The sequence below is a fragment of the Clostridium intestinale DSM 6191 genome (assembly GCF_900130055.1).
Classification (GTDB): Bacteria; Bacillota; Clostridia; order Clostridiales; family Clostridiaceae; genus Clostridium_T; species Clostridium_T intestinale.
Window position 1 is genome coordinate 465,278 of the sequence record NZ_FQXU01000005.1, and the last position, 13,390, is coordinate 478,667.

The following is a 13,390-nucleotide window of genomic DNA, read 5'->3' on the forward strand; positions in this document are numbered from 1 at the left end:
TTATATGGATAAAGGGAATTTGAGAAGAGAGGAATATAATTATGAGGATAACTCAGAATTAATTAGAAGAGTCAAAGCCGGAGATAAAGAAGCCATGAATAGGCTTATAGAATTAAATACACCTCTGGTTTCTTCATTAAGCAAAAAGTTTATAAATAGAGGATATGATTATGAAGATATAATGCAGATAGGTTCTATTGGACTAGTTAAAGCGATTAATAACTTTGATGATTCATATAATGTAAAATTTTCTACCTATGCTGTACCGATGATAGTAGGTGAAATAAAAAGGTTTTTAAGAGATGATGGAATGATAAAGGTTAGTAGAAATACTAAAACTTTAGCTAAAAAGCTCCATTATTTCAGGGAAGAACTAACAAAAAAGCTAAATAGAGATCCAACTATAGATGAACTTGCAGAATACTCAGGGTTTAATAAGGAAGATATAGTTTTTGCCTTAGAGTCAGCATCATCTATGCAGTATCTATATGACACCATACATCAAGATGATGGAGCACCTGTTTTGTTAATAGATAAGCTCAGTGAAACTGGTGAAGAAGATACAAGTATGATAGATAAAATTGCATTAAAAGAAGCCCTTAGGGCACTTGACATAAAGGCAAGGCAGATTATAGTACTTAGATATTTTAAGGATAAAACACAGGTTCAAGTTGCAAAACTTTTGGGAATATCTCAAGTACAGGTATCTAGGATAGAGAAGAAAGTTCTTCTAGAAATGAGAAAAAGACTTAGTGATTAATACCTAAGTTCTATGAAAAATTCATAGAACTTATTTTTTTTGGAATAATATAAGTAAATAACTATGAAAAGGTGATGAATAGATGAAAAAAAAGGAAGAACAAATAAAGCAAAAGTTTAATACTTTATCAAAAGAAATAGAGCCTAAACCTAAACTTTTAAAAAATTGCATACATGCTTTTTGGGTTGGTGGATTAATTTGTGTAATAGGTCAGATGATATATAACTTTTTTACATCTTATGGATTACCAGAAGAACAGGTATCAGGTATTACTAGTATAATATTAATTTTCCTAGGAGCACTGCTTACTGGGTTAGGGATATACGATAAGATTGCATCCTTTGCTGGAGCTGGTACTGTTGTGCCTATTACAGGTTTCTCTAATGCCATAGTTTCTCCAGCTATAGAATTTAAAAAAGAAGGGTTTGTATTTGGAGTTGCGGCAAAAATGTTCACTATAGCAGGACCTGTTTTAGTTTATGGAATTGGAACATCTGTAATAATTGGAGTTATACATTATATTGTAATTATGATTTGGTAGAATTGGAGGATTATTTATGTATTTACATGACAAAAGAAGAGGGGAACAAACAGTTGAGTTTACAAATCCCCCAAAAATAATTGCTACAACTTCTGTGGTAGGGCCAAAGGAAGGACAGGGTCCACTGATGGATTATTTCGACATTATTTTAGAGGATGATATAAATGGAAAAGATAGTTTTGAAAAAGCAGAAAGTTCTATGATGTATACTGCAATAACAGAAACTATAAAGAAAGCTAAACTTAAAGAAGAGGATATACATTACTTATTTGCTGGAGATCTATTAAATCAGCTTACTTCTTCAAGCTTTGTAGCTAGAGACTTGAATATACCTTTCTATGGGCTTTTTGGTGCATGTTCTACTATGACAGAGTCCTTATCTTTAGCATCTTTACTTATGGATGGAGGTTTTGGTGACTATATAGTTGCAAGTACATCTTCACATTTTTCAGCGGCGGAAAGGCAGTTTAGATTTCCCTTAGAATATGGCTCTCAGAGAAAAGAAACTGCTCAGTGGACAGTTACAGGATCTGGAGCTATGCTTCTTGCAAAAGAGGGGAATTTCCCTAAGGTTACTCACGTAACTACAGGTATAGTAAAAGATTATGGGATATTAAGTGCAGATAATATGGGAGCAGCTATGGCTCCAGCAGCAGTAGATACAATATATAGGCATTTTAAAGATTTAAATAGAAGACCAGATGATTATGATTTAATTGTTACAGGAGATTTAGGGAAGGTAGGAAGAGAACTTACTCAAAAACTTCTTTTAGAATATGGATATGACGTAAGTAAATGTTATATAGATTGTGGTGAAATTATTTTTGATAATGAAAAGCAAAAAACCAATTCAGGTGGAAGCGGATGTGGATGTTCAGCAGTGGTGTCTTGTGGATATCTATATAAGAGGATGATGGCAGGAGAATTACATAGAATACTGTTGGTTTCAACTGGTGCTTTAATGAGTACAACTTCTTCACTTCAAGGGGAAAGCATACCAGGAATAGCACATGGAGTAGTAATTGAATTTAATAAAGAAGGAGATAAATAAATGGGTGATTATATAAGTTCATTTATAGTAGGAGGAATTTTTTGTGTAATAGCACAAATACTTATGGATAAAACCAAACTTACTCCTGCTCGTATATTAGTAATTTATGTAACAGCAGGTGCGATATTAACATACTTTAACATATATCAAAAGATAGTTGACATAGGGCATGCAGGAGCTACAGTGCCATTACCAGGCTTTGGTTATTCATTAGCTAAGTCTACAATAAAGGAAGTAACAGAAAAAGGTCTTATAGGTGCTTTTACTGGAGGAATTAAAGGAACTGCAGGTGGTATAGAAGCTGCTATATTTTTTGGATATGTAATGGCTCTAATATTTAATCCTAAAACAAAATCCTAAAGCTGGGGCTTTAGGATTTCTTTGTTTTATGCGATAATATATATTATTGATTTATATTTAGCAAGAATTGTGAATTCTTTAGAGGAGATATTAGTGTGATTAATTGGTATTTAAACACTTGGAGTAAAGTTGTTGAATTTTTAGAAAGTAATAGTGAAGAAGGTTTATCACCAAATGAAATAGATGAAAGAAGAAAAAAATGGGGAGAAAATAAAATAAGGATTCTTTATGATACAAAAGTTCTTAATACTTCTTTAAAGTATTTTTTGAATCGTTGGTTTTTGTTGCCTCTAATCTTGTTCTTATATGGAGTGTACATAGGTAGATATTTTTCTTCCATAATACTTATAATAGTTCCCTTAGCTGTTGTTTATTTTAAAATAAACAAATTACAGTTAAAGAAAAAAGAGCTTAAGGCACTTTCAGACATTAGTTATGGACAGGCGGTTGTAATAAGAGATGGATTTCCTTCAAGAATTAATTCGGAGGAATTAGTTATAGGAGACATTGTTGATATTAGACCAGGGGTTACGGTTCCGGCCGATATAAGATTAATAAAGTCTGAAAATCTTAAGGTTAATGAAAAAAGTTTAACTGGGGAAGATTTTATATCTGATAAGTATGAAACTAAGCTAGATTATGAGGTTTCAAATTTAGCAGAAATAAAAAACGTAGTATTTAAAGGAACAGTAACTGTTTCTGGAAGAGCAAAAGGAATAGTTGTATCTACAGGAAACTATACTCAACTTGGTAGAATTATGAACATGCTTACATCAACTAATATTAGAAAAGAAACCATTGATGAGAAAGCAGAGCTTTATTGGAACAAAACTTTATCATATAGTTTTTTAGTGGGAGCTGTTTTGTCCTTAACAGGAGTAATTATAAAAGGAGTAAACTATGAATTTATATATAATGTACTTCTAAGCTCATTATCTTTTGGCGGAATAATTATTTTCCTATTATTCTTTAGACATATAAAGAAGATAACCTTACAGAATGATGTGCATATATTAAATCATTCTTGGTTTGATGAGGTTAATGAGATAGAGATTTTATTTATAGATAAAACAGGGTCCATATCTAAAAATGAAATGCACGCAAAAAAGATATACACCGATGAAAAGCTGTACGATATAGATGACATTCATAAAGAAAACCTAAACTTTAATAGAATGATGGAGATAGGTCTTATAGCAAATAATGCAACCTATAATACTTCAGAGGATAAAGGAACAGGGGATATACGTGAAATAGCATTGTTAAAACTTGCAGCTATAAAGAAGGTTTATAAAGGGAGTATTGATTCACAAAATAGAAGAATATTCGATATGCCCATGGACTTTAATAAAAGAATATATACATCTGTAAATAAGATGCCCAAAGGGTATAGAGCTAATGTAACAGGTAATGTAGACGAACTTTTAGATTATTGTACTTTTATAATGAAAGATGGCATAGAAGTAGAATTTTCAGAAGAAGATAAGACACTAATAAGAGAAAGAGACTATGAGTTATCTAAAGATGGATTAGTAACTATGGGAATAGGTTATAGAAGTTTTAACTATGAACCATCAGCTAAGGAAAATATAGAAAGTAACATGGTTTTTGTAGGAATAATTGGTCTTGAAAATCCTATTGTAGACGGTATAGAGGAACTTATTACTAGACTTAGAAAGGAAAAAATTCTTCCTATATTAATAACAGAAGATAATAAGATTGCAGCAACCACTGTAGCTAAAAAAGTTGGAATCATAGATGATGATTCAGAAGTTATTTCAGGAATTGAACTTCTGAATGCTACCAAAGAAGAAAAGATAGAGGTACTTTCTAAAACTAGAGTATTCTCTAAAATTGCACCTGAACTTAAGAATTTTATTTTTACAATATTTAAAGAGGATAACTACAAAATCTCTTCAACAGGAGAGGAGATAGTTGATCTACCTTTACTTACATTATCAAACTTATCAATAGCTAAAGGCAAGGCTTCATCTTTAGTAAAGAAGGTAGCAGATTTATATATAAAAGAAGATTGTTTAGAGAAGTTAATATACTTAAAAAACTTAAGTAGAACTATTAATCTATTAGTAGATAGAGGAATCGGTTTATATTGGATGTTTATATTATCACAAGGAATATCATTAAGTTTAGGATATATAATTTTTAATCGAATTTTATTAGATGAGTTTAGTTTGTTAATATTAAATATAATCATATTGCCTCTTATAGTATTTTATTCAATAGTAAAGAGTGAGACTAGAGAGTTAACACAAGAATCAATAGCAGTTAGAATAAGTATAGTTGTTTTTGTACTTTTAGTTAGCAGTTTTGTTATTGGAGATATGGAGTATAACTCTGTTATATTAGCACTAATTTCAGCTGTGACTATGTTTTTAGTTTCTTTGGAATATACTATTCCTAAAATTTTCATTAGAAAGTGAATTAACAGCACCTCCCAGGGTAAGAATTCTATAGGGAGGTGCTATTTTTATGAAAAATGAACAAATATTATTAAAGAAACCTCTAGTAATTATATTTTTATCTGTTTTATTAGGAAGTGTTTTATATTATTTAGGATTTAATGTGTATAGCTTGATTTTAGTTGGGTTATTTATTTCGAGTTTATATGTTTTTGGAGGAAGAAAAGAGATTTTACTTTTCTCATTTTTTATAGTAATGAGTTTAGGAATAAATCATTTATATTATAAAGTTCAAACTAAAGATATTAGTAATTTTAAGGTTAGGATAAGAGAAAGTTATTACAATGAATATCTAGCTACCTATAAGGGTAGAAAAATATATATTAAAGGAAGCAAGCTTAAGTTAGATAAGGGAAGAGAGTATGTTATAAATGGTTATTTTAAACCAGAAGTTGATAAAAATAAAGGAATAGTTGGTACCCTTGAAGGAAAATATGTTTATGGAGAAAAAGAAGATGTAGTAACTAAGTTATATGAATATAGAGAATATCTATATAACAGAATGAAGTCGGTTTTAAGCGAAGAAAATGCTGCTCTTGTTTCTGCAACCTCCTTTGGATATGTTGAAGGACTTACTTCGGAGCAAAAAGACTATATGAAGTATTATGGACTAATACACATAATTTCAGTATCAGGCTTTCATATGGCACTTATATATAAGATTTTAAACAAGATCTTTGACTACAGAATAACTTTATTGATTTGTGTAGTTTATGCAGTTTTTACAGGAGCTTCAGCAGCGACTTTAAGATCTCTTTTTATGATTATTGTATTAAAGCTTGGAGAAGCATTATATAAGGAGTATGATGCCTTATCGGCTCTTTGCTTTTCAGGTATAATTCTTTGTTTAATAAGTCCCTATAATGCTTTGGATTTAGGATTTCAGTTATCATATTTAGCAACCTTAGGGATAATATTATTTAATAGTAAATTAGATAGATTTTTTTATAAATTCCCTAAATATCTGAGAGAAGCAGTGGCTATAAGTATATCTCCGCAGATTTTAACTTATCCAATTTTAGGAGTAACTATTGGATACTTTTCTTTAAATGTAGTAGTAAGTAATATAATATTGATGCCCTTCTTTACACTTATAGTTATACTTGGAAATCTTCTGCTTTTATTAAGTGTTTGGGATAAATTATTTATAATAACTTTAAAAGTTTGCGAATTCATAAGTGTAATAATAGATGGACTAATAAATCTATTAAACCATGTTTCTATTCCTCTTATTCCATTAGAGAGAGAAGTGATGTTTTATTATATAATATGTTTTGGGAGTTTTATATTTGTTAAAAAAGGAATAAAGGCATTTAGAAAAATTCCTTTAGTTTTTTTTATTCCTGTTGCTATAAGTATTTACTCTCCTTTTCCAAAGATAGATATAGATAAAAATAAGGAAATAAGAGTAAGTTATAGAGGAGAAATTTCTAAATATATAGTTGAAGATAATAAGATAAAAGAAAAAGATGCATTAACTGGGATAAACAAAAGATACATAGATAAAATACCCTTAGCTAAAGGAGAAAGTTATATAATATTATCAAAAGGATTACTTGGAATAAAGACTCCATCTAAAGAAATATATTGCTTTTCAATAAATCAAAATAATCCTAACTATGATATAATACAATTGAATAACAATGAGAGATTTTTAGTAGTTAAGAATAAAATTATAAGATTTTGATAGTTAAGGAGATATATAGAGTTGATAAAACTTCAAGAGTTAGAGAAACAGATAAAAGATGGCAAACTTAATAATTCTTATTTATTAGCTGGAACAGATGAAGCTTTAATGAAGAGTTTAATAGATAATATTACTGATAAAGTTCTTCCAAAGGATTTGAGAGATTTAAATTATATAAAACTAGATGGATTTAAAGTGAGTTATGAAGATATAGTTAATGCTTGTGAAACTCTGCCCTTTATGAGTGAAGTAAAGGTAGTTGTAATTTATAGAGCAAACTTCTTTAAAAGTCAGAAAGAGTTTTCTGAAAGTGAATTTAAAAAGGTATTAGATTACTACAACAACACACCTTCTCACATAGTATTACTTTCTTATGTACTTTTAGATGATAAAAGAGATAAACCTCTTAAGCATAAAGGGATTTTAAATATAGATAAAAAAGCTACTGTAGTACATATAGATAGACAAAAAGAAGATAGATTAATAAGGGAAGCTGAAAATATATTTAAAACTTATAATAAAGAAATAGGAAAAGTAGAACTTAGATATTTTATAAATAAAGTTGAGAAAAACTTTGAAATAATAAGAAATGAAATAGGGAAGTTAGTTAACTACACAGAAGGTAGAGAAATAAAAAGAGAAGATATAGATGCACTTCTTCCTAGTAAAAGTGAAGAAGATATATTTGATTTAATAGACTTTATTTCAGATAAGAAACCTGAAAAAGCAATAGTTCTTATGAATGACTTAGTTTTTAAAGGTGAGAACTTAAACAAACTACTTACACTTATAGAAGGTCAGTTTAAGAAATTATATGAAATCAAGTTTCAAGCAGAAAAAAACTTAAACCCGCAAGTTATTGCAGGGAACTTAAAGTTACATCCTTTTGTAGTTGAGAAACTAATAAAACAAGGAAAGAAGTTCTCTTTTAGACAACTTGAAGATTGTATGAGACTTTGTGTTAATACAGAAAAAAGAATGAAGAGTTTATCTACAAATGTACTTACTGAGATGGAGTTTCTACTTATATCTACAGTTAGAACATCATCAAGGTAGTAGTTTATAGTTGTCATTACTAGTTAATGGCAACTTTTTTAACTCTACCATGTAGATTTAGAGTTTCTCAAACTTAGTTAAAGTTCTTCTAAGTTTATACAAGTAGTGTGACTTTCTGCAATCTTTAATAGAGTTTTTAGAAAGTTATACAGACTTTAACAGAGTTTAGTTAAAGTTTGTAAGAGTTTTAACAAGTTGTAGATTTAACTTACTGAGTTTGTCAAAGTAACTTGATACTTTAACAAAAAAGCTTCATAAAAGTAAATTAACCGACCCAAACTAATTGGATCGGTTTATAAAATTAAGCCATAGCGTTTAATTTTGCAGCTAATCTTGATTTTTTTCTAGCAGCCATGTTTTTATGTACTACTCCTTTTGAAGTAGCCATATCTAAAGCTTTAACTGCACCAGCAAAAGTAACTTTTGCTTCATCAGCGTTGCTAGCAGCAACAGCAACTTCGAATTTCTTTATAGCTGTTTTTAAAGCTGATTTAATCATTCTATTTCTTAAAGTTTTAGTTTCAGCAACTTTAATTCTCTTTTGAGCTGATTTAATGTTTGCCATTCCTTTTCACCCCCTTCATTTTATTAGGGCCTCAGCACAGTTTTGGGGAAATCTGCGTTCGAGTTCACATTCAACAAACCATATTATAGCATTGAATATTTTTTTATTCAAGAAAAAAATTAAAATGCCACTAAAAATTATATGTAATATGAAATAATTTATCAATATATTGGGAAAATATAATATTACAATATATTTCTAGGAGGGTGTTTTAATGTTTAATGTACGTACGGATTTAGCTATTGAAGCTAGAGAGATTTATGCTAAAGAACATAAAAATAAAAGTGAAATAGATGGAGTAATAGTAAAGGAAGAAAATAAAAATAGAGTTAAGGTTACTAAGGTTGAGGTAACTAGTGAATCAGGAGCACAAAAAATAGGTAAACCAGTAGGTAACTATATAACAATAGATATGCCAGAGCTTACAAGTTATGACGGTGAAGTGATAGATGATATTTCAGAAGTGTTAGCAGATAACATCTCTGAGTTAGTAGATACTTCTAAAACCAGTAGCACCTTAGTAGTAGGACTAGGAAACTGGAATGTTACTCCAGACTCTTTAGGACCTAAAGTTGCAGAAAAAATAATGATAACCAGACATTTAAAAACTATGATGCCTGACTCTATAGATGATGCGGTAAGATCAGTTTGTGCTATAGCTCCAGGAGTTTTAGGGACAACAGGAATTGAGACTGGTGAAATAATTAAATCCTTAGTAGATAAGATAAAACCATCTTTAGTTATTTGTATAGATGCATTAGCTTCTAGAAGACTTGAGAGGGTAAATAGAACTATACAACTTGGAGATACAGGAATCGCTCCAGGTGCTGGAGTTGGTAATCATAGAATGCAGATAAATAAAGAAAACTTAGGAGTGCCAGTTTTAGCTATAGGAGTACCTACAGTTGTTGATGCAGCAACTATAGCTAATGATACTATAGACTTACTTCTTGATGAAATGATAGAAAACTCCGATAAAGGTGGAGAGTTTTATAGTATGCTTAAAACTATAGATAAAAAAGAAAAAAGCAAACTTATTAAAGAGGTTTTGAATCCATATGTAGGAAGTTTGATGGTTACACCTAAAGATGTTGATACTATTATAGAAGCGGTGTCTAGAATAATATCAAATGGAATAAACTTAGCACTTCAACCAGACTTAGAAATTGAAGATATAAACAAGTTTATGAATTAATACAATATTTAATATATAAATAAATAGTAAAGTAATAAAAAATTAATAATAATTATGTAAATTCTCCCATATAAATTTATAGAGATAAAATTTAAGGGGGAATTTACTTTGATATATAGAAAATTTGCTAATAAAAAAGGTAATAATATAGATATAAAAAAAATAGTATTAATTTTTTTGGCGGGAATTTTTTTAATTAGATTTGGATATGTTGCTCTTTCTACAAAGAAAGATAACTCTAAAGCATACATTTCATTACTTAATAAAGGATTACCCTATGCAGAGGCTGTTAATTCTACTGAGGAGACAAACAATCTTTCTATAAAAGATATAATTATAGAAACTGTGGGACTAAATAAACTAAGTGTATATAGTTTAATAAAATCTGAAGTTCCTTATTTTAATAATATCTCTACTGAATCAATAAATCACGAAGATAATTCTATAGCAACTCTAAATCCTTTTGAATTAGATAATAATAGCCTTATAAAGTATACACCTGAGCAAGCTCCAGATCCGAATGCTGTTGCATCAAAAGCTTATGAACCTAGTTTGAAACAAACTTTAGATATAAACAAACCAAGAGTATTAATTTATCACTCTCATACTATGGAATACTATAATCCTGCCACTAAGGAAACTGCAAATGAAAATGATAGTGTAGTTGGAGTGGGAAATGCTTTAGCAAAGGAATTAGAACAAAACTATGGAATAGCAACATTACATGATAAAACTAATCACTCTGTATCCTATGATGACAGCTATAAAAGATCAGGTGAAACTTTACAAAAGTATTTAAATCAGTATAAAAGCTTTGATATAATCATAGATCTTCATAGAGATGCGGTAAATGACAAGGTACTCACAGCAAATATAAATGGAGAAGAGCTTGCACCAATAATGTTTGTAACAGCAAAAAATAATCCTCATTATGCAGAAAATCAAGCTTTAACTGATAAACTAAATGGGTTATCAAGAAATCTATTTCCTGGACTTAGTAGAGGTATAACGACTTATACAAGAGGTAAAGACTCTTTTAACCAAAGCAAAAATCCTAATGTTATCTTAATAGAAGTTGGATTTAATACTAATACAAACACTCAGGCTCAAGCCAGTGCAAAATATATAGCTAGACTAATAGCAGAAGCCCTAAAGAAAAACTAGAAGTATAAAATTGGAAAAAATGAGCATCCTTATAGATAATATACCTAGGGGGTGCCTTTTTTGAAAAAATTAAAAATTTTAATACCTTTAGTAGTTTTTTTAGTTGTTACTTTTACAGGGGTAGTTAAGATAAATATGATTAATACTAAAGCGCTAAGTGAAAGAACAACTGAAACTCAAGGGATGGATTTACAAAAAATAAAAGACGAGTTTGGAGAAGAGTTTTCTAGCTTTATTGTAGATAGCTCAAACATTAAAATACATCAAAGAAATAATAATAAATATTTACTTGAAGTTAATGGAGATGACTATGAAGTTAGTGGAATCTTTAAGATTTTTAACAAAGTACAGAATTCAATTGAGTACTTAAACAATCAAATAAGAAACTTATTTATGTAGAAGTTTATTCAAGCTTCATTAAGATTCTTAAAAAAGCTTAGAAGAAACTTAAGAGCATAGCAACATTGGCAAATTTTATTGACAGTTTGAAGGTTGTTTGTGTTATAATTTATCAGAACCTAAATTAAGTTCTATTTATGATTTATTTTTACACGGGGGTGAGTACTATTCTGAGAATTTTAATTCTCAAGAATAGATGATGATATGAATAAGAATAGAAGGCAGTACATTAGAAACTTTTCAATAGTTGCACATATAGACCACGGTAAGTCTACACTTGCAGACAGACTCTTAGAGCAAACCGGAACCTTGACTCAAAGAGAGATGGAAGAGCAAGTTTTAGATAACATGGAACTTGAGAAAGAAAGAGGAATAACAATAAAATCTCAAGCAGCTAGATTAATTTACAAAAGAGACAATGGCGAAGAATATATTTTAAATTTAATAGATACTCCAGGGCATGTAGACTTTAACTACGAGGTATCTAGAAGTTTAGCAGCTTGTGAAGGTGCTATTTTAGTTGTAGATGCTACTCAAGGAATACAAGCTCAAACTTTAGCAAACTGTTATTTAGCATTAGATAATAACCTAGAGATAGTTCCAGTAATAAATAAGGTAGATCTTCCGAGTGCTAGACCAGAGGAGATAAAAACAGAGATTGAAGATATAATAGGTATAGAAGCTCATGATGCACCTTTGATTTCTGCAAAAACAGGATTAAACATAAAAGATGTTTTAGAAGCTGTAGTTGAGAAAGTACCTGCTCCAGAAGGAGATGAAGAAGCACCTTTAAGAGCACTTATATTTGATTCATATTATGATAGTTACAAAGGTGTTGTTTCGTACGTAAGAGTAAAAGACGGTATAGTTAAACCAGGAACTGAAATAAAATTAATGTCTACAAACAAGGTTTATGAAGTAACTGAGGTTGGAGTATTTACACCAGCATTTTTACCTATAGATCAATTAAGCGCTGGAGATGTTGGATACATAACAGCATCTATAAAGAATGTTAGAGATGCTAGAGTTGGTGATACCATAACAGAAAAAGGAAGAGAAACTAAAGAAGCTCTTGCAGGTTATAAACCAGCAGTTCCTATGGTTTTCTCAGGTATATATCCTGTAGATGGTGCAAAGTATGGTGAACTTAGAGAAGCTTTAGAAAAGTTGCAGATAAATGATGCTGCATTAAACTTTGAACCTGAAACTTCTATAGCATTAGGTTTTGGATTTAGATGTGGCTTCCTTGGATTATTACATATGGAGATAATTCAAGAAAGAATAGAAAGAGAGTTTAACTTAGATATCATAACTACAGCTCCATCAGTTATATATAAGGTTTATAAAACAGATGGAACAATGATAGAGTTGACAAACCCTACTAATCTTCCACCAATGACTGAGATAGATTATATGGAAGAGCCTATGGTTAAGGCATCTATAATAACTCCAACAGACTATACAGGAGCAGTTATGGAGCTTTGCCAAGAGAAGAGGGGAAGCTTTATAGATATGGAGTATCTTGAAGCTACTAGAGTAGTTATTCATTATGATATTCCACTAAATGAAATTGTTTATGACTTCTTTGATACTTTAAAATCAAGAACTAAAGGATATGCATCTTTAGACTACGAGTTAACTGGATATATACAAACTGAGTTAGTTAAGTTAGACATACTTCTAAATGGAGAGTCAGTAGATGCACTTTCAATGATAGTACCTAAGGAAAGATCATATGCTAGAGGAAAAGCTATAACAGAGAAACTTAAAGAAATAATACCAAGACAGATGTTTGAGATACCTATACAGGCATCAGTAGGTTCTAAAATCATAGCAAGAGAAACTGTTAAAGCTATGAGGAAAGATGTATTAGCTAAATGTTATGGTGGAGATATATCAAGAAAGAAGAAACTTTTAGAAAAGCAAAAAGAAGGAAAGAAGAGAATGAGACAGGTTGGATCTGTAGAAGTTCCACAAGAAGCATTTATGGCAGTTTTAAAAGTAGATTAGTTAATAAAGGGGATTGCAATTTAAATTGTGATGCCCTTTATTTAGTTGAGAATTGTTAGTTTATAGTGATGTATAAAGTTATTATTAACTTTCAATTCTCAAATTTCCACTCTCAACTAATT

12 protein-coding genes are annotated in these 13,390 nt (G+C 30.0%); 11 read left to right on the forward strand and 1 reads right to left on the reverse strand.

Annotated features, from left to right (window positions below; genetic code table 11):
• Positions 1–4: 4 nt before the first annotated feature.
• From sigF to holA, 7 genes are all read left to right on the forward strand, one after another.
• Entirely contained in the window at positions 5–760 is a 756-nt protein-coding gene (gene sigF, locus BUA92_RS08795; protein ID WP_021800986.1) for an RNA polymerase sporulation sigma factor SigF, read from the forward strand.
• Between the two features lie 82 nt (positions 761–842).
• Entirely contained in the window at positions 843–1,301 is a 459-nt protein-coding gene (spoVAC, locus tag BUA92_RS08800; protein ID WP_073018735.1) for a stage V sporulation protein AC, read from the forward strand.
• A gap of 16 nt (positions 1,302–1,317) precedes the next feature.
• Positions 1,318–2,352 carry a stage V sporulation protein AD gene (gene spoVAD / locus BUA92_RS08805; protein WP_073018736.1) on the forward strand — a complete coding sequence of 345 codons (1,035 nt, stop codon included), beginning with the start codon at positions 1,318–1,320 and terminating at the stop codon, positions 2,350–2,352.
• Complete coding sequence (spoVAE, locus tag BUA92_RS08810) at positions 2,353–2,712, forward strand: stage V sporulation protein AE (RefSeq protein ID WP_073018737.1); 360 nt, start codon at positions 2,353–2,355, stop codon at positions 2,710–2,712. It abuts the gene before it with no gap.
• 95 nt (positions 2,713–2,807) lie between these two features.
• Entirely contained in the window at positions 2,808–5,153 is a 2,346-nt protein-coding gene (locus BUA92_RS08815) for a P-type ATPase actuator domain-containing protein (protein ID WP_073018738.1), read from the forward strand.
• A gap of 49 nt (positions 5,154–5,202) precedes the next feature.
• Positions 5,203–6,879, forward strand: coding sequence for a ComEC/Rec2 family competence protein (locus tag BUA92_RS08820; RefSeq protein ID WP_073018740.1), 1,677 nt, complete (start codon positions 5,203–5,205; stop codon positions 6,877–6,879).
• A gap of 21 nt (positions 6,880–6,900) precedes the next feature.
• On the forward strand, positions 6,901–7,935 hold the full coding sequence (holA, locus tag BUA92_RS08825; RefSeq protein WP_073018742.1) for a DNA polymerase III subunit delta: 1,035 nt from the start codon (positions 6,901–6,903) through the stop codon (positions 7,933–7,935).
• A 301-nt stretch (positions 7,936–8,236) separates the two neighbouring features.
• Here holA and rpsT read toward each other — a convergent pair whose 3' ends face one another.
• Entirely contained in the window at positions 8,237–8,500 is a 264-nt protein-coding gene (gene rpsT / locus BUA92_RS08830) for a 30S ribosomal protein S20 (RefSeq protein WP_021800992.1), read from the reverse strand.
• 214 nt (positions 8,501–8,714) lie between these two features.
• Here rpsT and gpr point away from each other — a divergent pair, with 214 nt between their 5' ends.
• From gpr to lepA, 4 genes are all read left to right on the forward strand, one after another.
• Complete coding sequence (gene gpr / locus BUA92_RS08835) at positions 8,715–9,695, forward strand: GPR endopeptidase (protein ID WP_073018745.1); 981 nt, start codon at positions 8,715–8,717, stop codon at positions 9,693–9,695.
• 108 nt (positions 9,696–9,803) lie between these two features.
• Complete coding sequence (locus BUA92_RS08840; protein ID WP_175550877.1) at positions 9,804–10,859, forward strand: stage II sporulation protein P; 1,056 nt, start codon at positions 9,804–9,806, stop codon at positions 10,857–10,859.
• 60 nt (positions 10,860–10,919) lie between these two features.
• A complete protein-coding gene (locus BUA92_RS08845; RefSeq protein ID WP_073018747.1) occupies positions 10,920–11,258 on the forward strand; it encodes a hypothetical protein in 339 nt (112 codons plus the stop codon).
• 204 nt (positions 11,259–11,462) lie between these two features.
• Complete coding sequence (gene lepA, locus BUA92_RS08850) at positions 11,463–13,268, forward strand: translation elongation factor 4 (protein WP_073018749.1); 1,806 nt, start codon at positions 11,463–11,465, stop codon at positions 13,266–13,268.
• Positions 13,269–13,390: the final 122 nt, after the last annotated feature.

Bases quoted from the DNA above. Each gene is read 5' to 3' on its own strand.
- rpsT (WP_021800992.1), bottom strand. From the start codon at position 8,500: ATGGCAAACATTAAATCAGCTCAAAAGAGAATTAAAGTTGCTGAAACT.
- spoVAC (WP_073018735.1), top strand. From the start codon at position 843: ATGAAAAAAAAGGAAGAACAAATAAAGCAAAAGTTTAATACTTTATCA.
- spoVAE (WP_073018737.1), top strand. From the start codon at position 2,353: ATGGGTGATTATATAAGTTCATTTATAGTAGGAGGAATTTTTTGTGTA.
- sigF (WP_021800986.1), top strand. From the start codon at position 5: ATGGATAAAGGGAATTTGAGAAGAGAGGAATATAATTATGAGGATAAC.
- BUA92_RS08820 (WP_073018740.1), top strand. From the start codon at position 5,203: ATGAAAAATGAACAAATATTATTAAAGAAACCTCTAGTAATTATATTT.
- gpr (WP_073018745.1), top strand. From the start codon at position 8,715: ATGTTTAATGTACGTACGGATTTAGCTATTGAAGCTAGAGAGATTTAT.
- lepA (WP_073018749.1), top strand. From the start codon at position 11,463: ATGAATAAGAATAGAAGGCAGTACATTAGAAACTTTTCAATAGTTGCA.
- spoVAD (WP_073018736.1), top strand. From the start codon at position 1,318: ATGTATTTACATGACAAAAGAAGAGGGGAACAAACAGTTGAGTTTACA.